Here is a 21,109-nt window from a genome sequence, read left to right as displayed (position 1 = left end):
TCGTTAACAGTTTAAGATTCGTATAACCATCATCGACCTTCTCCGAAAATTTTACGCGTTTTCGATTCATGAAACTTTGGGTAATCCACTTTATGCAAAAGCTTTTCCGGGCACCGTTTAACGTCGCTCTGTTATTGGCGTTGTTGTTTTCCCCACTGCTGGTCAGCGCGGCCCCCGATGCCACCGCCGATCAGGAACAGACGACCGAAGCGGCCAAGCCGATTGACGCCCCGGCGGCGCTTTCTGCCTTGCAGAAACGTCTGGATAACATCAAACAGCAGGTGTCCACCGCTAAAAATAATAATACTCTCGACGACCTCAACGATGCCGCGCAAAAACTCTCAAGCGATGCCGATGCGCTGGGTGTTGCCCTGCAGCCGTTGCGCCAGCAGGTTCAGGCCGGACTGGATGTGTTGGGACCTGCGCCCGCGCCGGGTGCCTTGCCCGAGACACCGCAGGTTATCAAGCAGCGCAAGGATCTCAATGCCAGCAAAACCGCGCTGGACAATCAGATTGCCCAGGCGGGCACGATTAAAACCAGTGCCGCCAACCTTTCTGCTCAAATCGCCGGACTTCGCCGCGATGCGCTGAAAACCCAGATTGCGCTCAATACGGGCAGTATTCTGGGTAAAAATTTCTGGACACCGCTGATTCATCCTACCGACGATGACAGCGAATTGTTCAACGATTACCGGGCGCAACTCTCCGATGCCTGGCATCTGGCCTGGCAGCCTGATAACCGGATTGTCAGCGGGTTACTTCTGGTCGCGGCACTGCTGCTCGGCTTCTTCGGCAGTCGCGTGCTCGACACGCCGCTGGCCTGGCTGACACCGCGCTGGCTGCCCGTCGGCCGCTTGCGCCGCAGTTTCTTCGCCTTCGCCACGACAATGATAAGCGTACTGACGCTCGGCGGCTGTGCCGAGCTGTTTGCTCTGACCTTTACCCGCATGCCGGAAGTCAGCGACTGGGTAAGAGAAACAGGCGAGCTTATCGTCAAGCTGTCTATCTTCTCTGCCCTGATTGTCGGATTGGGCCGCGCACTGCTTTCAACGCTGCACCCAAGCTGGCGTTTGCCGGCAATGGCGGATTCGGTCGCCAAAACGTTGGTCAGTTTCCCGAGAATGCTGTCGATCTTTATCCTGATCTTCGGCCTGATTGAGGGGATGAACAACCTGATTGGCGCGAGCGTCGCCGTCACGCTGTTTGGTAACGGCATGTCGTCTTTGCTGGTCGCCATCAGCGCCAGTATCGCGCCTATTCGCGTTAACCGTCTGCGCCGCAAACTGCTGGCCAACGGCGAACCAGCCGGAGGTGCGCTCGACGCTGGCGGGGCTTTTGCATCTATGCATCAGCGTGATGGCGTTCGCCATTTTCGTCGCCCTGCTTATCGGTTATGTGCCGCTGGCCCGCTTCCTGACCTATGAATTGCTGTGGGTCGGTATTGTCATCGCCTGTCTGTATATCCTGATTCATCTGGCCGTCGACCTGTGCGAAAGCATCTTCTCGCCCAATACCGCGTCCGGCAAGTTGCTGAAACACTCGCTGAGTGTGGGCGATCGTCATCTGTCACTGGCCGCTACGCTGTTTGCCGCGCTGTCTAAAACGTTGCTGCTGGTGTTTGCCGTAACTCTGCTGCTGGGCGGTAACTTTGGTACGACCACGCCGCTCGAACTCTTCAGCAAGGTCGTCGACCTTTGGGGCGGCAAAGGGCTTGAACACCTGAATATCGTGCCGGCGCACGCGGTCAATGCCGTTATCTTCCTGATTGTCGGCTGGTATGTGCTGCGCTCCGCCCGACGTTGGCTGGATGTCGATTTCCTGCCAAAAACCAATATGGATCAGGGGATGCGCGCCTCGCTGGTGACACTGTTTGCCAATGTGGGGCTGGTGCTGGTGGTGCTGGTGACGCTTTCGGTGCTCGGCATCGAATGGAATCGACTGGCGTGGATTGTGAGTGCGCTGTCGGTCGGTATCGGTTTTGGCTTGCAGGAAATCGTCAAGAACTTTATCTCGGGTGTGATTTTGCTGACCGAACGTCCCGTCAAAGTGGGTGATTTGGTCAGTATCGGCGGGGTAGAAGGGGATATTCGTCGTATCAATGTCAGGGCGACCGAATTGCAGCTTGGTGACCGTTCCACCGTTATCGTGCCAAACTCGCAGTTTATCTCGCAAAACGTTCGCAACGCCACGATGGGCAATGCGCAGGGCGTCGCGACCATCGCGCTGACGTTCCCGCTAGATATCGACCCCGAAGCCGTTCGCAATATTCTGCTGGACGCCTACACCGCGCACGAGTCGGTGCTGGATACGCCGGAACCTTCCGTGACGTTCAGTCAGCTTGGCCCGGACGGTATTGTGCTCAGTGTGACGGGTTATGTGAACAGCCCGCGCGTGGTGTCGCGAACCAAGAGCGACCTGCTGTATGAAATCCTGAAAAAACTGCGCGAAGCGAATGTGTCGCTCAGCCGGACGCAAACTATGGTCTGGGCGAATGCACCGGAAAAGGCGTAAGGTCTTCTAGCGCAAGCCTCAAGCGGCAAACCGCCGAGCAAGGTTAACTCCGGCTCGGCGGTTTTTTTGCGTATTTCAAGGCCGCCTGTGGGGTCAACGCAGGGGCGGCGCCTCCCTGACGGCATCAGGGTGCTTTTACAGCCATCCGGACTTTTTCAACTTGATATAGAGCGCGATACAGGCCACGACCGTAATGCCGAGTGTCAGCGGATAACCCCAGCTGTCGTTGAGTTCGGGCATATCCTTGAAGTTCATGCCGTAGAGGCTGAAAATCACCGTCGGGATCGCCAGTATCGCCCCCCAGCCAGCCAACCTCTGAACCACTTCATTCTGGTGCACCGACACCAGCGCCAGATTGACGTGCATGGCGTTGGACAGCATCTCGCGCGTGTCGTCGGTCGTGGTCAAAACCTGATTGGCATGGTCGTGAACGTCGCGCAGATAGGCACGCAGCGCATCGGGAATAATCGATTCATGGTGCTGCATCAACTGATTGCAGATATCGCCCATCGGCAGGGCTGCATTGTGCAGTGACAACAGCTCGCGACGCAGGCGATACACCTGGTGCACCGCGCTCTGATTAAACTCGGATTTAAACATCTGCGATTCAATGTGCTGAAAACGCTGGGTATATTGATGCAAGATAGCCAGATAGTTATCGACAATCATGTCCAGAATGGCATAGAGCGCATAACCTGGCCCCATCGCCAGCAGGTCAGGGCATTCCTGCGCGTGTTTACGCACGTCGGCATAGCTGGTGGACGCACCGTGACGCACGGTAATCAGAAAGTTTTTACCGACAAAGAGATGCGTTTCGCCGTATTTAATGGCGTCGCCCTTGAGCTGGGCGGTTTTTACCACGATAAACAGCGACTCGCCGTACTGCTCGATTTTAGGACGCTGGTGAGCGGTGAGCGCATCCTCGATGGCCAAATCATGCAGCCCGAACTCCTGCTGAATACGTCGCATGTAATCGGTGTCGGGCTGTACCAGTCCCAGCCAGATAAAGGTGTCCGGCTCTTTGATAACCTCACTGATATCGTCCAGCGTCACTTTTTTGACAATCTTGCCTTTACGGTAGGCAACGCTACAGATCTCGGAATCATCGAGAGGATTTTTTCTTGAGTGACGTCGTTCATGCGGATAACCAGAATAAGAGTCGTGCGTGGGAAAAGAATAAAGGCCGGAGAACGTCTCCGGCCTGCCTGACAAGTCGATTACTGGTCTTTGACCGTCTCTGCCGGACCAAATACGCTGTAATGAGGCAGATTGACGTTTTGATACGGCTCCCAGCCTCCGCCCAGCGATTTATAGAGCATCACCAGATCGGTGCTGGTCTGAACCCTGGCCTCGGCGCTCTGTTGACGCGCCTGCGCCAGCTGGCGTTGCGTGTCCAGCACGGTAATAAATGAAGTGAGGCCTTTACGATAGCCATCGCTCGCCAGCTCGAAGCTGGTTTGCAGCGCATTGGCCGAGTCTTCCAGACCATTCACCCTGTCCTGATCGGTACGGTAGCTCACCAGCGCGTTATCGACATCCTGCAAGGCGGTCAACACGGTCTGACGATAGCTCAGCACGGCGTTGGCCTGCTGCGCGCGGGAAAGACGCACGCTTGACACCAGTCGGCCGCCCTGGAAAATCGGCAGCGAAACCTGTGGCCCGAAGGAGTAGAAATGGCTGCTCCAGTCGGTCAGATATCCGGAATCAGAGTTGCGCATCCCGAACTGACCCGTGAGCGAGAGGCTGGGGAACAGCTGCGCCACCGACACGCCGATATTGGCGGTCGCAGCGTGCAAATCGGCCTCGGCTTTACGCACATCCGGACGACGACGGGCCAGCTCGGACGGGATCCCGACCGCGACCACCGCCGGAATGACCGGCATGGCTTTGACCGGCATCAGCTCGGCATCCAGCGATCCCGGCACCTGACCCAGCAATACCGCCAATCCGTTCATCGCCTGACGTTGCTGCGACTGATATTGCGGCAACTGCGCACGCAGAGAACCTAACTGCGCACGGGCATTCTCGACGTCGGTTTGCGGTGCCAGGCCATGCTCTGCCTGACTTTGAGTGAGTTCCAGCGTCTGTTGGGCGACATCAATCTGGGTCTGGATAGCCGCCAGCACGGTTTGCGCGCCGCGCAGTTGCAGATAGCTGCGCGCCACTTCGGCCTGGAGCGAAACCAGCGCATCGTTGCGGCTTTCGATTGAAGACTGATTCTGCGCGCGGGCCATTTCGACCGAACGTCGCGTGCCGCCGAACAGGTCCAGCTCCCAGCTTGCATCGAAGCTGCCCTGATAGATATTGACCGGATCGGTCGCGACATCTATCGCGCTGGCGGCCTCTGGGCTCACCGACTCGAGCCTGTCCTGAATGCCGTTGGACTCAAGCTCGCCACGCAGACCCAACTGGGTGCGCGTCGCCTTGGCGCTGGCGTTGACCGACGGCAGCCAGGCTCCCTTGGCCTGGGTTATCTGGTTCGCGCGCCCCGGCGATGCGCAGCACCGCCTGTTGCAGCGAGAGATTGCCCGCGATGGCGCGATCGATAAGGCTGTCGAGCTGGGGATCCTTGAACGACTTCCACCACTGTGGATTTGGCTGAGAGGCGAGGGCGATGGAATCGCCCGGATTTTTCTTCGGTTGATTGAGGTCATTAAACGCCACCGGCGTTTTGGCGCGGGGCGCCTGATAATCAGGGCCCACCGAGCAGCCAGCCAGCGCCAGTGCCAGCGCGGAAACAGTTAAACGTGATACAAAGGCCGACATATTAATGGGCTCCGGCACTGCCTTCGCTCTTGACTGGCGAAAGCAGGAAACAAAGGGGAATTAAAATACAGGCAACGATGGCGCAGTAGCTGAAAACATCGATGTAGGCGAGTATTTTCGCCTGCGACACCATCTCCTGATACATGCGACTGGTCGCAAGCGTAATGGGGTCACCCACAATCGACGTGTAATCTCGAATGGCCGCCGCGCTCTTCTCCACCGCCAGATTAAACTGCTCGTTCAATGGCGTCATGTTGTGCACAATGTGCGCGCTGTTGGCCTGCGTGCGCTCGGTGACACCCGCCGTCGACAGCGAAATGCCTATCGACCCGGCCACATTGCGGAACATGGTAAACAGCGCCGCGGCATCGGCGTTCATGCGCTGTGGCAGCGTAATAAACGCGATGGTCGTCAGCGGGACAAACAGGAAGCCCAGCCCCATCGATTGCGCACTGCGGAACATCATCAGCGTTTCGAAATCGATATTCGGCACCAGCGTCATCGAATAGATAAACGACATCATCATCAGCGCAAAGCCGAAGGCGATAAGATAACGGGTCTGCACCAGCGGCATCAGTTTAAGCACGATCGGAATGCTGAACACGACCAGAATCGCGCCCGGCGTCATCACCATGCCCGAAAGGGTGGCGGTGTAGCCGAGTTGCTGCTGGGCGAGCTGCGGAATGACCACGGAGCTGGCGTAGAGGATCATCGCCATACCGGCCATCAACAGGCTGGATACCGCAAAGTTCTTGTCTTTCAGACAGCGAAGATCAACCACCGGTTTCTTGGTATAGAGCAGCCAGTAGACGGCCCCTACAATCCCTATGACAGCGAGCACCGCAAAGGTGACAATAAAGCCGGACTGGAACCAGTCATCGTCTTCGCCGCGGTCCATCATCACCTGCAAACAGCCTAATCCCAGAGTAATCAGGGCAATACCGATGTAGTCGATGCTGAGTTTATCTTTCGATTTCTGTTCCCACGGCGGATCTTCGAGCAATTGGTAAATCGCGATAAGCGCGATAACCCCGACGGGAATGTTAATCAGGAACACCCAGCGCCAGCTGTAGCTGTCGGTAATCAGACCGCCAAGGGTAGGGCCGAGGATAGGGGCCACGATAATGGCAATGGAAGACAGACCAAACGCCTTGCCGCGATCTTCTTTCTTGAAGTAGTCCAGCAGCACGGACTGCTGTACCGGCTGCAAGCCGCCGCCAAAGAATCCCTGCAACAGGCGGAAAAGGATCATCTGCCACAATTCGGTGGCAATCCCGCACAGGAAGGAGCAGACGGTGAACATCAGGATACAGATCATGAAGTAGTTTTTGCGGCCGAAGGTGCGGCTCAAAAACGCAGAAACGGGCAGTACAATACCGTTGGCCACCAGATACGAGGTCAGTACCCAGGTGGATTCATCGTAGCTCGAGGAGAGCGACCCCGCGATGTGCGGGAGCGCCACGTTGACAATGGTGGTGTCGAGGATCTCCATAAACACCGCGATGGTGACCACAATGGCCACCGCCCACGGATTGCTTTTGGGGACCCAACTGCTGTTGTCGGCACTCATTCAACGGTTACCGACGGGTCGACCGACAGGCCGAGCGGCAGAGGTTTTTTCGGATCCAGACCGCTGTCGACGACAATCTTGACCGGTACGCGCTGAACAATCTTCACATAGTTGCCGGTCGCATTTTCAGACGGGAAGGCCGAGAAGCGGGAACCCGTTCCCTGCTGAATACTGTCGACATGGCCGTGCAGTTCGATATCGGGATAGGCATCGATTTTAACGACCACCTTGTCACCCGGATTCATGCGCTCAAGCTGGGACTCCTTGAAGTTCGCGGTGATCCAGATGTCTGGCGAAACCAGCGAGAACAGCGAAGTGCCGGCCTGAACCAGCGTACCCAGTTGAACGTTACGCTTGGTCACGTAACCATCAAACGGCGCACGAACGTCGGCATACGACAAATTCAGGTTGGCGGTTTCCAGCTGGGCCTTGGCCTGCTGGACCTGCTGCTGGCGCGCTTCGACGTTGGTTTCGGCATTGCGAATCTGCAGCTGAACCTGCGCGGCAACCTGCACCTGCGCCTTGGCGTTTTCAACTTCCGCACTCGCAGAACGCAGCTGCGCATTGGCGGTATCGATGTTTTGCTGTGAAGTCGCGCGTGGGTCAACGCCGCGCTGACGACGATAATCGGAGGTTGCATTCAGCAAGTTGGCTTCGGCACGCGCCTGCTGGGCTTTTGCCTGCGCAAGCTGCGCCGGGTATTGCACTTTCGCCAGGTCATACTGCACCTGCGCCTGGTGCAGCTGAGACTCCGCCAGACCCAGCTGTGCGCTGGCCTGATCGCGCTGCGCCGTGGCGTCACGCGGGTCAATCTGAACGACCAGCTGGCCTTTCTTCACGAACTGGTTGTCCTGAACCGCCAGATTCACCACATAACCGGCAATCTTTGGTGCCACAGTCACGGTATTGCCTTCGGTGAAGGCGTCGTCGGTGGTTTCCAGATTACGATTCAGGAACCAGAAAATCGCGGCCACAATAATGATGACAAGCACCACGATGCCCAAAATGATCAGCGGCTTTTTGCCCGGGCCTTTGCCCTTTTCATCATTTTTATCATTGCCGTCCTGCTGCTGCCCATCTTTGTCCGCATCAGGATTGCTATGGCCTTCGCCGGATTTTATGTGTGAAGAGTTGATCGTGGAATGGTTGTTTTCGGAAGCATCGTTGCTGTGCTGGGTCGGTTCTTTTTTGTTGTCAGTCATAAAGTTATGATCGCTAGTAGTGTTGCTCATCAAAAAGTCGGCATGGAACATGCCTGGACGAGGATCTAAAAGAAGCTCGTTTTACCCTAGAAGAATTTGATGTAAAAGCAAGTAAATTTAAGTCAGTACGTTTACCTTTTAGCCAATCTCATAAGGTTTATTTATCCCCCTTTGAAAAATTCTTTTAGGCAAGAGCAAAAAGTGGCAAAGTGGCGCTCTCGGCAGCAAAATTTCACCTCCAAAAGTGCGCCGTTTTATAGGGTTAATTCCTATCCGCTGCCATTGTGAAACAGCCTCTCATCATAATTAGAAAGTTATAATTCAGGATACGCGTGTGGCAAATTCAGTGACTTCTCCCGAAAGTCAAAACATACCCCATAGAAAGTTGACGCGTATGGCGTCGATGGTCTCGCTCGTCGTGGCGCTGGTGCTGGTCGGCATCAAAGTCTGGGCCTGGGCGGCAACGGGTTCGATAGCGCTGCTGACTTCGGCGGCCGACGGTCTGGTCGATGTGCTGGCGTCGCTGGTCACCCTCATCGGCGTGCGCTATGCCGGACGTCCGGCCGACAAGGGGCACCGTTACGGCCACGGTAAAGCCGAGGCGGTGGCGGCCTTTGTGCAGGCGCTGCTGTTGGGCGGGGCAGGTCTAGTATTGGGTGGCGAATCAATTGGGCGAATCATTCACCCGCAGCCGCTGGCGGAGCTTGGGCTTGGCATCTGGGTCATTATCTTCAGTTCACTGGCCGCGACGGGGCTGGTCCTGATGCAGAGCTTTGTGGTGAAACGTACCGCCTCCACGGCCATCGCTGCCGACCGGGCGCACTACATCACCGACGTCGCCGTCAATGTTGCCGTGCTGGTCGCGCTGGTGCTCGAGCATTATCTGGGCTGGACCCGTTCCGACTCCGTAGGCGCGTTGCTTATCTCTTTCTATATGTTGTGGAACGCCAGAGGCATGGCGGCGGATGCTTTAAAACAACTGCTGGACCGCGAGCTGGACGTCGAAGACCGCAGGCGGGTACGCACTGCCGTACTGAGTTGCGAAGGGGTCAAAGGGGTGCACGACATCCGCACCCGTAACGGCGGCGATCGTGTTTTCGTCGAGTTTCACGTAGAGGTTGACGGAAAATTGTCGGTGGATGTCGGGCACGATATCGGCGACGCGGCCGAAGCCGCCGTGCGCCTGCTGTTCGTCTCCGCCGATGTCACCGCGCATCTTGAACCGGCGGGCATCGACGACGACAGGCTGGATAATCTGTTCAAGTAAGGCACGGACGATTAGCCCTGCAAAATCCCTTCACACAGTAAGCGCGCGCAGCCCAGACTGAGTTCCCGGCGGTGATGGGCATCGCCCGGAATGCGCGCCATCTGGTCCAGCATGCCAACATAACATTGGCCGAGCTGTACGGCGTTGATGTCCTTGCGAAAAAGACCGCTTTGCTGCTCCTTCGCCAGATTCTGCGTAATCCAGCACGCCAGACCCGCTTTGGTTTCCGTGCAACCCGGCGGCTGAAAGAATCCAATCTGGGTCAGTTCAGGGTCTTCGGCCAGAAAATCGAGGAACTTGCGAAAACTCAGGGCGACGCGGTCCAGCACTTCTTCGGCCGGAATCTCACCCTCAATCAGCAAGGTCAACGTCAGAGCTTCGAGGCGCGCGCGGAATTCGCACATCAAGTCGTCGTAACACATCTCCTTGCTCTCGAAATAGCAGTAGAACGTAGGCTGCGACACGCCGGTGGCTTTTACGATGTCGCTGACTTTGGTGTTGTGAAAACCTAAACGGGCAAACTCCGCCGCCGCATGGCGACGAAGTTTGGCGTGGGTTCTTTCACCTTTTGTCAGGGCCGCCTCCGAATTCTTCGCGGCCCCTTTCTCCGGGGAAGTGTTGTTGTGCATCACGACTTTTTTACCGTCTCTCTCGCGTCAATCTATTCAGGAAATCATGCGCCTTCGCCGGCGAGTTCACGGCGTGAACCGCGACTCGCGGCTACCAGAATCAGGCCAAGCACCGCCAGTACCGCGCCTGCAGGCGGGATCCAGGCAAAGGTCAGGCCGGAGCTCAATACGCCGCCGCCCAGTGCCGCACCCAGCGCATTGCCGAGGTTGAAGGCACCGATATTCACGGAAGACGCCATGCCCGGCGCTTCGTGCGCTGCATCCATTACGCGCATTTGCAGCGGTGAAATCAGACCAAACGACATCATGCCCCAGAGTACCATCGAAATCGCCGCGCCGATGTGACTGGTCGCAGTAAACGGCAACACAAACATCGACACCGCCAGCAGCGAGAAGAACAGCATCAGCGTGCCGTCAACGGAACGGTCAACCAGCTTGCCGCTGATATAGTTGCCGAGCGTAAAGCCCACGCCAATCAGCATCAGCATGGCGGTCACAAACTCGCCCGAGGCATGGGTCAGCATCTCGAGAATCGGCGTGATGTAGGTATAAAGGGTAAACATCGCCCCGGCACCCAGCACCGTGGTTGCCATCGAACGCAGCACGACAGGGCGCACCAGTACCGCCAGCTCCTTTTTCACTTCCGGCATTTTCCCGGCTTCGCCCTGAGGCAGTGAACGGGCAAGGGCGATGAGGGTTATCACGCCGAGCAGGGCAGTAATCGCGAAGGTGGTGCGCCAGCCAATGGTTTGACCAATCCAGGTCGCCACAGGCACGCCGCCGATATTGGCGATGGTCAGACCCATGAACATGATGGCGACGGCACTCCCGCGTTTATGTACCGGCACCAGACTGGTGGCGACCAGCGCGCCAAGGCCGAAGAATGCACCGTGCGACAGACTGGTAAAGACGCGGGAAAGCAACAGCAGCGTGTAATTTGGCGCGATGGAGGAGAGCAGGTTTCCGGCAACGAAAATGCCCATCAACATCATCAGCGCGGCTTTGCGGCGATAGCGGCTCATGAACAGTGTCATCAGCGGTGCGCCTACCATCACGCCGATGGCATAGGCGCTGACCAGTAGACCGGCCGTTGGAATGGAAACCTCAACGCCGTTGGCAATCGTCGGGAGCAGTCCCATAGGCGCAAACTCGGTGGTCCCGATACCAAAGGAACCCAAAGCCAACGCCAGAAGTGGCCATTTGGACGACATAATCTCAACCCTCAATTAGTATTATTGCTGTAATTAGCTGTGGTGTAGAACAGTGACGAGGCCACAAAAGTTGACCTCGATCACACTAAGGTAAAGGTTACTGAGGGATAAACTTACTTGCAAGTAAGTTTTTACTCCGAGATAGAGCAATATGTGCTAAACGGACGTAATTACTGGGTGACACTGTCACTTATCGCGGTTGCGAAGAAACGATCTCCTCATTGACCCACAACAATAGCTGTTTCACCGCTTTCGACAGGGTCTGGTTCTGACGCAAGATATAGCCGAGCCGCGTAGCCGGAAAATGCGGCAATGGCGTAACCCGCGTGGTGAGATGAGTCTTACTGCCTAATGAAAACTCCGGCACAATCGCCACACCGAAACCGGCTTCGGCCCAGTCTATCTGCGCATCCACACTGCCCACTTCCATGACACGATAGGGCGGCAGATCAAGAAGGGGCAGTGCTTGATCCAGCAGATCACGGGTGCGGGTGTCATGCCCGAGAAGAATAAGCGTCGGCTGATCGGCATGCATGGCATCCTCTCCGTGGCGCTGTTGCTGCCAGGCCTGAAGGTTGTTGCCGAGCGCGCACCATTTGATTTGCTGCAATTCGGTGAAATAAAGCGGCTGACTCTCTTTCTGCTCGATAACAAAACCCAAATCCGCCTTGGCACTTTTAACCAGCTCCGACGCCTGTGAAGACGTTGTATTCAGCAAGGTAAAGTCGATGCCCGGAAATGCCTTTTTGAATAGCTGAAACGGCTTGATAAGCAGCAGGCGGGAAATAATATCGCTGGCGGCAATCGTCAGCGTGCCACGACTCTGGTCATTGATGGCGTTGAGATCCGCCTGACAGACCTGCAACTCCATCAGCGTGCGCTGGCTGGTTTCCAGTAATCGAAACCCTGCCTGGGTTAATCGAAACGGATTCCGCTCGATCAATTTCACCCGTGTGGTTTGTTCAAGCTGCTTGATGTGCAGGCTGACATTGGGCTGCGTCATATGCAGCGCGGCCGCCGCCTTGCCAAAATGCTGAAGTTCGGCAAGGGTCACAAACGTTTTTAGCCAGTTGATATCGAGCATTATGTTTAACCCTGATGCGAGTTTTATGAAGTGCATTTGCTAAAACTGACGCCTGAAAGGCCCCGTTTTTAGCTCTACGCTCATATGGAATCCTTATTGAGATGATAATTATAATTAATTTCTCATATTTGTGATAGCGCCGTAGCATGTCCCCTTAACCAATGAGGAGAGTTGAGTATGCCGTCGATTGTGGTTGTAGGTGCAAACTGGGGCGATGAAGGCAAAGGCCGCATCGTAGATTTTCTGGCAGCAGATGCCGCAGCAAGCGTCCGTTTTCAGGGCGGTAACAACGCCGGTCATACCGTCGTCAACGACTTTGGTACCTTTAAACTGCACCAACTGCCGAGCGGTATTTTCAACAAGGACTGCGTAGCGGTTCTCGGCCCGGGCATGGTTATCAGCCCTGCCGCGCTGACGCAGGAAATCGCCGAAGTTCAGGCGGCGGGCGTTGAAGTCAAACTGCACATCTCCGACCGCGCAACCCTGTGCCTGCCGCTGCACGCATTGGAAGACACTCTTGAAGAACAACGCCTTGGCGATGCAGCTTATGGCTCCACGCGTCAGGGTATCGCGCCTGCCTATGGCGATCGCGTAATGAAAAAAGGCATTCTGGTGGGTTGGTTGAACCAGCCTGAAGTTCTGCAGGAACGTATTCAGTTCATGCTCGACTGGAAAATGCCCCAGCTGAAAGCGCTGTATCCAAGCTGCGATTTCGAGCAGACGGCGGCCGAAATGACCGCATGGTTACTGGACGTGACCGCGCCATGGCGTGAATTTATCTGCAACGTAACCGAGCCGTTGAAGGCTCTGCAGAAAAAAGACGCCAACATGCTGTTCGAAGCCCAGCTGGGCGCGGGCCGTGACCTGGTTTACGGCGAATACCCGTGGACCACGTCTTCCAACGTGACCGCCGCTTATGCCGGTATCGGCAGTGGTTTGCCGGCACTGCGCCCAGAGCGCGTGATTGCCGTGGCGAAAGCGTTCAGTTCTTCCGTGGGGACCGGCACGCTGGTGACCGCCATGGAAGAGCAGGACAACTTCCGCGAAAACGCCAACGAGTTCGGCGCAACCACCGGTCGTCCGCGCGACATGGGTTACTTCGATGCCGTCGCCACCCGTAATGGCGTCGAGCTGCAGGCGGCGACGGAAATCGCGCTGACCAAAATCGATTGCCTGTCAGGTCTGGCAGACTTGAAAATTTGTGTCGCCTACGCCGGTGAGCACACTGAAAACCCAATCTGGCCACAAACTGCCGCACTGACCGCCGTATACGAGCAGATGCCATCCTGGGAAGAAGACATCACCGGTTGCCGCACCTTCGAAAGCCTGCCGACTGCTGCACAGCGTTATGTCGAGCGTATCGAAGAACTGATGGGCGTGCGTGTGAGCATGGTATCCGTCGGTCCCGAGCGTGACCAGATGATCATTCGTTAATTACGGATTATCTCGAAACATCAAGCCCTGTGCGCATCACGCGCGCAGGGCTTTTTTATGCCAGGCGTTTATGCAGGAACAGCCTTGGTGCCGATGCGTATACCGATTGAGGTTTTAATCAGGTTTACACCAGACACTGACAGTTTTCGCAGTGGGCCGGCGCAGGGCCGCCCAGTACGCGCCTGAGGAAGTCCTGTGTGCGCACTTCCTGCGGATTACCGAGCACGCTTTCTGCCGGTCCTTGTTCGACTATGGTGCCGCTGTGCAAGAAACAGACACGGTCGGCAACTTCGCGGGCAAACTGCATTTCGTGCGTGACCACCACCATCGTCATACCTTCCTTCGCCAGCGTGCGCATCACTTGCAGCACTTCACCCACCAGTTCGGGGTCCAGGGCCGACGTCGGTTCATCGAACAATATTGCCTGCGGCTGAAGCGCAAGCGTTCGGGCGATGGCCACACGCTGTTGCTGTCCACCGGAAAGTTGCGCGGGCCATGCGTTTATCTTGTCGGCCAGACCGACAAGCGCCAGCAGATCTTTACCCCGTTTTTCGGCCACGGCGCGAGATTCGCCGTTCACATGAATCGGGCCTTCCATGACGTTTTCCAAGACGGAACGGTGCGGAAAAAGATTGAAGCGCTGGAACACCATGCCAATCTGACGACGCAGGTCGTTAATGCTCTTGTCGCGATTGTTTACCTTTTTATCCAGTACGCGGATCTCGCCGCCTTCGTAGGTTTCAAGGCCGTTGATGCAGCGCAGAATGGTCGATTTACCGGAGCCGGATGGCCCAATCAGACAGACCACCTCGCCTTTGCTGACGTTGAAACTTACGCCTTTCAATACCTCGACGTGACCAAAGCGCTTGTGGACTTCATTAATCTCGATCATCTCAGGCTCCTTTCAGCCGACGGGTTTCCAGCCGTTTCGTCAACGCCATCAGAGGCAGACACAGCACCAGATAGAGTACGGCGACCAGCGTATAAACCGTTGTGTTATCAAACGTCGAGGCGGCAATCAGCTGTCCCTGACGGGTCATTTCCGTCACGGCAATGGTCGATGCCAGTGCAGAGTCTTTCAGCATCATCACCAGCGTATTGCTGTATGGCGGCAGCGATACGTGAAACGCCTGAGGCAGCACCACGCGGCGCATCGCCTTGCCGAAACTCATACCCATGGAACGTGCGGCTTCAAACTGACCGCGGTCGATAGATTCGATTCCCGAACGAAATATTTCGGCAATGTAAGTGGAGAAACAGAAGGCAATACCAATGACGCTGGCCTGGAAGGAAGACAGGGTAATGCCGATGTCCGGAAACACGAAGTAAATGTAAAACAGCACCACGATCATCGGCAGGCCGCGCGTGACGTTGATAATGAAGGAAACCGGCCAGGAGATGAATTTCCAGGGACACATTTTTCCGGCGACCCAGACAAGGCCCAGCGGGGTGCTGATGACCAGCGAGATCAGCGTGATATAAATCGTGGTTTCAGCCCCTTTCAATAGGAAGGGGACATAGGTGCCTACGCTACTCCAGTCCATCCTGCATTCTCCTTTTCAGTGCATTTGGGGAGACTCAAACATGCGTTTCTTCATTCTATTGAATATCCAGAGCAGGGCATCGCCTGTCAATCTCTTTCCCTTCCCGAGGTCATAGGGCTTTCTTATGATAGAAAAACGGCTGGTTTATAATGTTAATTTACTGTATTTAAAGGTTTTATTTCCAAACGGCGTTTTTTTGCAATTTTTAAGGATTAGGGCTTGACAGAGAAGGGTGAAAATTCATTATATTGAACAGCGGTCAAATCCTGACCCATCCGAATTTCACATCCAGAGGAGACAGCCATGCAGAAATCAAAGGTTTCATTCGCGAGTGTCAGCCGTGGTATGGCTGTTGCATTGTTGATGGCGACAAGTGTGGCGTCCCACGCGGCGATGTTGACCGCCGGATCTCCCCCAACCAGCGCACCCTCGACCTATCTGGATACCAAAACCGGCAAGATTGAAGGCTTTATGCCCGATGTGGCGCGTGAAGTCGCCGGTCGTGAAAAGCTGGATGTCAATTTCTCTGCGGTGCCGTTTCCCACGCTGATTCAATCCGTGATTTCCGGCAAAATCGATATGATAGTCGCCGGCATGACGCCAACTCCCGCGCGTGAAAAGTTCATTTCCTATTCTCAGGAAGTCACCGCTTTTGGCGATGGGTTGATTGTTCGAGATGACAACAAACAGAAATACACTGACTGGAAGGATTTCAAAGGGCAGATCATCGGCAGTCCTTCCGGTACCGATTACTCGCAAAAGCTTATCGACAGCGGCGTGGCCAAAGAGGTCAAACTCTATGACAGTCCGGCCGATATGGCGCGCGACCTCCAGTTAGGCCGCATTGCAGGCGGGCTGAGCGATTACCCTATCCTCAAGGCGCAGGAAAAGGCAGGCAAGCTGAAAGGGCTGCATGTGGTCGAAGGTTATCATCCGATGGCCGTTTCCCCGATGGCGTTTGGCGTCAAAAAGGGCAATGACGCACTGCTGGAGAAGATCAATACTGCGCTGACGGCAATGAAGGCAGACGGTACACTGGCCAAGCTGAAATCCAAGTGGAACATGCCACAGTAATACCGTCACAGGATGAACCGAATGACCCGAAGCAATCTCAAGCCCGTCGAGCCCGATATCAGTTCGCTCGAAGCGGATATTGGCCTGCGCTTAAAGAAAATGCGCAAAGCCCGTAATCTGACCATCAGCGAACTGGCGGCGCAGGCCGGTGTTTCTGCGGGAACCATTAGCCAGATTGAACGCAATCTGACCAACCCCACCATTCGGATGCTGGAACAGCTGCGGCAGGTGTTCAACGTGCCGCTCACCTACTTTCTGGAAGGGGAAGAGGCCGCCACACCGGGCATTGAGCACTTTATTCGACGCGAAAACGATCGCCCGCATTTCCATGTCGGCACGAGCGGCATTGCCAAATCGCTGCTTTCGCCGCCGGGCGACTACGATGTCAAATTCATGATTATCGATGTGCCTGCGGGCGCGCGTTCCGAACAGATGCTGGTGGGGGAAGGCGAAAAGGCCGGTCTGCTGCTGAGCGGCGAGTTGACGCTTGAAATCGAGGACGAAAAATCCGTGCTCTATCCCGGTGACAGCTTCCAGTTCAAAAGCCATCTGCTGCATAACGTTTTCAATCATACGTCATTGGAATCTCAGGTGTTGTGGGTCATGCTGGTGCAGACTGACAAACATCTCTGATTTCGACATTTACAGATTTTCGACCTCGGCAATAAGGTTGTCTTATGCGCGTAAAAATAGATGCGGTACCCAATAGTCCCATTTTCCCGAAGGAAGTCGATGTCGTCGTGATAGGCGGCGGAGTGATAGGCACCGCAACGACTTATGAGCTGGCAAAGCGCGGCGTTTCCGTCGCCTTGCTGGAAAAGGGTGTTATTGCTGGCGAACAGTCGAGCCGCAACTGGGGCTGGGTCCGCCAGCAGAACCGTGATCTCTATGAATTGCCGATGGCGATGAACAGCTTGCAGCGCTGGAGCGAACTGGGCGAAGAGATTGGCATCGATTTGGGTTTTCGCCGTACGGGCATTCTTTACTGCACCAGCCGCGAAACCGATGTGGCGAAATGGGAAGCCTGGGGCAAGAAAGCCGAGGTCATGGGTTTTCACAGCCAGCTGCTGACCGGTAAGGAAGCCGCGCAACGCAGCGGCAGCGCCTCGTCGTGGGTGGGCGGTATCTGGTCACCGACCGACGGCCGCGCCGAACCCTCGAAAGCGGTGCCGGGGATGGCGATAGGCGCTCAGCGACTCGGCGCCAATATCCAGCAGCAGTGTGCGGTTCGCGGACTCGAAATCAGCGCTGGCCGGGTGACGGGCGTGTGGACCGAGCATGGACTGGTCAAGGCTAACAAGGTTATCTGTTGCGGCGGGGCGTGGAGCGCACGTTTCTGTCATCGCCATGGCATCGAATTACCCAGCGCCAATATTCTGGGTACGGCCTTCAAAACCACCGTCGCGCCGCAGGTGGTTGAAGGTTGTCTGAGTACGCCGAATCTGGCGATGCGCCGCCGCATCGACGGCAGCTATACCGTTGCCGTGCCGGGATTGGGCCGAATGGATCTCGCGCCGCAAAACCTGCGTAACGTCGCTAAATTCTTGCCGATGTACCGCAGTAAAGTAGCGAAGAAGCTTAAATTCCGCGTTAACGGTTCTTTCTTTAACGGCCCTGAAGCCGCAGGGAACTGGACCTTCGACAACGTGTCGCCGTTCGAGAAAATCCGTACTCTGGATCCCGCCGCCGATAAAGACATCCTGCGCATGGCGATCGCCGAAATAGAGAAAGAGTTTCCGCAGTTGAAGGGGATTGGCATTGACCACGCGTGGGGCGGCTGGATTGATACCACGCCCGATCTTGTGCCGGTCATCGATGAAAGCGAAAAAATTCCGGGCTTTATCATCGCCTCCGGCTTTAGTGGACACGGTTTCGGTATCGGCCCCGGCGCGGCAAGGCTTATCAGTCAACAGGTCATGAATGAGCGGCCCTACACCGATATGTCGGCGTATCGTCTGAGCCGCTTCAGTGACGGCAGCGCCATTCGCCAACCGCAGATGATGTAACATACGGCCACGGGGAGTTTTGCAAGCCGACGTGGGCATGGCCCCGAAATTCCATCGGGGCCATGTGTTGGACCTTTACACGGCCGCGACGGCGCGCGTATCGGCATTGAAACCGAACAGGGCTTCCGGGTTGTCGACCAGAATCTTTGCCCGGAGGCTGTCGTTGGGTGCCCATTCTGCCAGCAGGTTAAACAGGTTCATGTCATCGGGCAAGGGGGTTTCACCCGCCTGTGCCGCTGGATGCGGCCAGTTGGAACCCCAGACTACCCGTTCCGGCGCTGCGGCGATAAAGCTGCGGGCAATCGCCGACGTGTCTGGATAATGCGGCGGACCGATTTTGGTATCCATATAGGCACCCGAAAGTTTCACCCAACCGTTGCCACTGTCCAGAATCCGGCGCATCGCCTTGTAGGCCTGCGAATTTTCACCCTCCGGTTGTGGAATATGCCCCATATGGTCAATCACGATAGGCGTGGGCAGTTTCACCAACCGGTCGGCCAACGAAGCGAGTTGTGCCGCAGGCATATAGAATTGCATCTGCCAACCCAGCGGTTTGATACGTGCGGCGAGGGGTTCAATTTCTTCGGGTGTTACTGGATTGGTTCGACCAAACAATACGCGAATCCCGCGCACGCCGTGGCGATGCAAGGTTTCGAGTTCTTTATCCGTAACCTGTGAATTGATGACCGCGATGCCACGCGACTGGCTGCCCATCTGCTGTAGCGCATCAAGCAGGCAACGGTTGTCCGTGCCGTAGGCCGAAGGCGTCACAATGACGTTGCGCGTCGTGCCAAGCCGATGTTGCAAAAGACGATAATCCGAAACGGTGGCCGGCGGCGGGGTTAATGTTGCGCCGGGTACCGTGGGAAATCGGGCGTCATAAATATGATGATGGCAGTCGCAGGCACCCGCAGGCGGCGTGAAGCTTCTGCCAAGGGGGATTTTTCGGGAGACGCCAATGCGTGTCGGGTGATTCCTGCGAAAGCGCCGAGGGCAGCCATTCCCAGTACGAACGAACGTCGGCTGAGATTATTATGCGCGTTATTGTTCAATGTTCTCTCCATAACAGATTATTGGTATGAGCATTCGGGTGTAGGGTCGAAGCCATTGCCAAGTATTGATAGGAAGAACGATAACTGCCACGCCTCTTTGTTAATTGATCGATTCCTGTTTGGAAAGTATTTTGCCGAGAAAGGGGGATGACGAAATAGAGGAAGGGAGCCGGACGGCTAGATTGCGCAGGGTACAAAATGCACAGCGCCCTCGGATTAATAAAAATCAACGAGGGCGCAATGGGAAGCCATAAGATCGGACTTAGCTCAGCAAGCCCAGATGTTCGACCAATATGGATGAGCCGATGCCGATAAGCACCACGCCACCCAGGATCTCGGCCCATTTTCCAATGGCCGCGCCCAGGAAGCGGCCAAGCAGCATGCCGGTGGTGGCCATAATCGTGGTGGCTGCGCCGATGGTCAAGGCCATTGCGAGAATGTTCACCTGCAAAAATGCCAGACCCACGCCGACGGCCATTGCGTCAAGGCTTGTGGCGATCGCGGTTGTCACTAACAGCCAAAAACCGTGGCGACGCGGCACGTCGCACTCTTCGACTTTCTCTTTTTTCACTCCTTCGATAATCATGCGCACGCCCAGCACCAGCAGCAGAATGAAGGCGACCCAATGGTCCCAGCTCATGATGAACTGACTGGCAGCGAGGCCGATACCCCAGCCGATAATCGGCGTGATGGCTTCAATGACGCCAAAGATAAGGCCGGTCCGCAATGCTTCTCTTAACGGTGGGCGATGCAGTGCGGCGCCTTTGCCAATTGCGGCAGCAAATGCGTCCATCGACATACCAAACGCTAAAATCAGAATTGCATAAGTGTTCATAAAACAGACCAATTAAGCCTTCGAAGGTGAAAAAAGGCTATTAGTGAAAAGAGGCGGCTATACTGCCACAAAAGATTGAATAAAAAAACCATATTTTTCATGCACTTATAGCAAGTGGTAAGATACTTAGCACAGGCTATACTTGGGCAAAACATCCTCAATAGTGGTGAAATTTAACCAACTGAGACGGTAAAACATTGAGGGAATAGAGAAAGTTAGTCGGGAAGGCGATATCCCCTGCAATTGTGGGGAATGCGGGATTCGGCCTGATTTTGGCGATACCCCCAAACTTTGTACAGGTACAAAATTTTGAAGATAATTGCCCGTTCGCCGTTGCGTGCGGGCATTTTTACACGCCTGCCGCCATCAGGCGCGCGGGTGCAAGGATGCGCCGAGGGGATAAAAACAAGAGAAAGTGCCTCGAGTGCGTTGCAACATCTGCTCGGGCGGAATTTCAAACATCGCAAATTCACCGGCCTTTCTTGCCATGCCGGGCAGCATATTGCGTCGCATGTGTTGGGCTTCGGAGAGGTCGACCTCGCCGTTGGGCATGATGGTCGCCTGTCCTTTCGGCCCTCTGTAATGCACGAAATGACTGCGCACCCGATAAACTTCCCCGTTGACATCCTGCATGGGCACTTCTACCGCGCTGGTGGTTTCCGTGACCCGTATTTTAAGCGGATTGCCGGTACCGATAAGATGTGAAAGCCTCTCGGCGTCGAAAGGGGTATCGGCGGCTTTCACCAGACGAGATTTCCCTTCGACATAGGTCTTTTCCAGACCGAATGGGTCGAGATAACGTAAGCCGTAGTCTTCCTGGGGAGCATTGGCCCGCACCGTCGCAGGCGTAATACGGGAGATTACGACATTCGCCAAGCGCATAATTAAGTGCAAACGGGCTGACGGGCGGGAAGAGTCGGTTGG

At 55.7% G+C, this 21,109-nt stretch carries 16 protein-coding genes and 2 pseudogenes; 6 read left to right on the top strand and 12 right to left on the bottom strand.

What is annotated here, in order from left to right:
* Positions 1 to 92 precede the first annotated feature (92 nt).
* Positions 93 to 2,511, top strand: a pseudogene (locus tag O1V66_RS08775) (DUF3772 domain-containing protein).
* Positions 2,512 to 2,646: 135 nt separating this feature from the next.
* Here the strand turns inward: O1V66_RS08775 and corA are convergent.
* The 4 genes and pseudogenes from corA to O1V66_RS08755 form a co-directional block, all read right to left on the bottom strand.
* Complete coding sequence (gene corA / locus O1V66_RS08770) at positions 2,647 to 3,606, bottom strand: magnesium/cobalt transporter CorA (RefSeq protein WP_269128344.1); 960 nt, start codon at positions 3,604 to 3,606, stop codon at positions 2,647 to 2,649.
* A gap of 122 nt (positions 3,607 to 3,728) precedes the next feature.
* A pseudogene (locus tag O1V66_RS08765) lies at positions 3,729 to 5,277 on the bottom strand (efflux transporter outer membrane subunit).
* A 1-nt stretch (position 5,278) separates the two neighbouring features.
* Positions 5,279 to 6,847 (bottom strand): DHA2 family efflux MFS transporter permease subunit, encoded by a 1,569-nt coding sequence (locus O1V66_RS08760; protein ID WP_045046770.1) that lies wholly within the window; start codon positions 6,845 to 6,847, stop codon positions 5,279 to 5,281.
* The gene (locus tag O1V66_RS08755; protein WP_045046891.1) at positions 6,844 to 8,079 is read right to left on the bottom strand and encodes an HlyD family secretion protein; all 1,236 of its coding nucleotides are present in this window, start codon (positions 8,077 to 8,079) and stop codon (positions 6,844 to 6,846) included. The genes O1V66_RS08760 and O1V66_RS08755 overlap by 4 nt, the downstream gene beginning before the upstream one ends.
* A 364-nt stretch (positions 8,080 to 8,443) precedes the next feature.
* Between O1V66_RS08755 and O1V66_RS08750 the strand changes: the two genes are divergently transcribed.
* Complete coding sequence (locus O1V66_RS08750; RefSeq protein ID WP_045046771.1) at positions 8,444 to 9,316, top strand: cation diffusion facilitator family transporter; 873 nt, start codon at positions 8,444 to 8,446, stop codon at positions 9,314 to 9,316.
* An 11-nt stretch (positions 9,317 to 9,327) separates the two neighbouring features.
* On the opposite strand, the gene O1V66_RS08745 is transcribed toward O1V66_RS08750, so the two are convergent.
* From O1V66_RS08745 to O1V66_RS08735, 3 genes are all read right to left on the bottom strand, one after another.
* On the bottom strand, positions 9,328 to 9,945 hold the full coding sequence (locus O1V66_RS08745) for a TetR/AcrR family transcriptional regulator (RefSeq protein WP_045046772.1): 618 nt from the start codon (positions 9,943 to 9,945) through the stop codon (positions 9,328 to 9,330).
* Between the two features lie 44 nt (positions 9,946 to 9,989).
* Entirely contained in the window at positions 9,990 to 11,156 is a 1,167-nt protein-coding gene (locus tag O1V66_RS08740) for an MFS transporter (protein ID WP_045046773.1), read from the bottom strand.
* A gap of 190 nt (positions 11,157 to 11,346) precedes the next feature.
* Positions 11,347 to 12,240 carry a LysR family transcriptional regulator gene (locus tag O1V66_RS08735; RefSeq protein WP_045046774.1) on the bottom strand — a complete coding sequence of 298 codons (894 nt, stop codon included), beginning with the start codon at positions 12,238 to 12,240 and terminating at the stop codon, positions 11,347 to 11,349.
* Between the two features lie 177 nt (positions 12,241 to 12,417).
* Here O1V66_RS08735 and O1V66_RS08730 point away from each other — a divergent pair, with 177 nt between their 5' ends.
* The gene (locus O1V66_RS08730; protein ID WP_045046775.1) at positions 12,418 to 13,674 is read left to right on the top strand and encodes an adenylosuccinate synthase; all 1,257 of its coding nucleotides are present in this window, start codon (positions 12,418 to 12,420) and stop codon (positions 13,672 to 13,674) included.
* 124 nt (positions 13,675 to 13,798) lie between these two features.
* Here the strand turns inward: O1V66_RS08730 and O1V66_RS08725 are convergent, their stop codons facing one another.
* The gene (locus O1V66_RS08725; protein ID WP_045046776.1) at positions 13,799 to 14,566 is read right to left on the bottom strand and encodes an amino acid ABC transporter ATP-binding protein; all 768 of its coding nucleotides are present in this window, start codon (positions 14,564 to 14,566) and stop codon (positions 13,799 to 13,801) included.
* Between the two features lies 1 nt (position 14,567).
* The gene (locus O1V66_RS08720; RefSeq protein WP_045046777.1) at positions 14,568 to 15,218 is read right to left on the bottom strand and encodes an amino acid ABC transporter permease; all 651 of its coding nucleotides are present in this window, start codon (positions 15,216 to 15,218) and stop codon (positions 14,568 to 14,570) included.
* A gap of 303 nt (positions 15,219 to 15,521) precedes the next feature.
* Between O1V66_RS08720 and O1V66_RS08715 the strand changes: the two genes are divergently transcribed.
* Genes O1V66_RS08715 through O1V66_RS08705 form a run of 3 tightly spaced genes read left to right on the top strand, consistent with a single transcriptional unit; the run spans position 15,522 to position 18,298 of the window.
* On the top strand, positions 15,522 to 16,292 hold the full coding sequence (locus O1V66_RS08715) for a substrate-binding periplasmic protein (RefSeq protein ID WP_045046778.1): 771 nt from the start codon (positions 15,522 to 15,524) through the stop codon (positions 16,290 to 16,292).
* Positions 16,293 to 16,313: 21 nt separating this feature from the next.
* Positions 16,314 to 16,925 (top strand): helix-turn-helix domain-containing protein, encoded by a 612-nt coding sequence (locus O1V66_RS08710; protein WP_045046779.1) that lies wholly within the window; start codon positions 16,314 to 16,316, stop codon positions 16,923 to 16,925.
* Positions 16,926 to 16,969: 44 nt separating this feature from the next.
* Positions 16,970 to 18,298 (top strand): NAD(P)/FAD-dependent oxidoreductase, encoded by a 1,329-nt coding sequence (locus tag O1V66_RS08705; RefSeq protein ID WP_045046780.1) that lies wholly within the window; start codon positions 16,970 to 16,972, stop codon positions 18,296 to 18,298.
* Between the two features lie 75 nt (positions 18,299 to 18,373).
* Here O1V66_RS08705 and O1V66_RS08700 read toward each other — a convergent pair whose 3' ends face one another.
* The 3 genes from O1V66_RS08700 to O1V66_RS08690 all read right to left on the bottom strand — a co-directional run bounded on the left by O1V66_RS08700 (position 18,374) and on the right by O1V66_RS08690 (position 21,067).
* A complete protein-coding gene (locus O1V66_RS08700) occupies positions 18,374 to 19,183 on the bottom strand; it encodes an amidohydrolase family protein (protein ID WP_269128343.1) in 810 nt (269 codons plus the stop codon).
* Between the two features lie 429 nt (positions 19,184 to 19,612).
* Complete coding sequence (gene mntP / locus O1V66_RS08695) at positions 19,613 to 20,185, bottom strand: manganese efflux pump MntP (RefSeq protein ID WP_045046782.1); 573 nt, start codon at positions 20,183 to 20,185, stop codon at positions 19,613 to 19,615.
* Between the two features lie 366 nt (positions 20,186 to 20,551).
* Positions 20,552 to 21,067 carry a hypothetical protein gene (locus tag O1V66_RS08690; protein ID WP_045046783.1) on the bottom strand — a complete coding sequence of 172 codons (516 nt, stop codon included), beginning with the start codon at positions 21,065 to 21,067 and terminating at the stop codon, positions 20,552 to 20,554.
* Positions 21,068 to 21,109: the final 42 nt, after the last annotated feature.

Source organism: Rouxiella chamberiensis, assembly GCF_026967475.1.
GTDB classification, from domain to species: Bacteria; Pseudomonadota; Gammaproteobacteria; order Enterobacterales; family Enterobacteriaceae; genus Rouxiella; species Rouxiella chamberiensis.
Note: the sequence above shows the minus strand (reverse complement) of the source record. Positions and strands in the feature narration are given on the sequence as shown.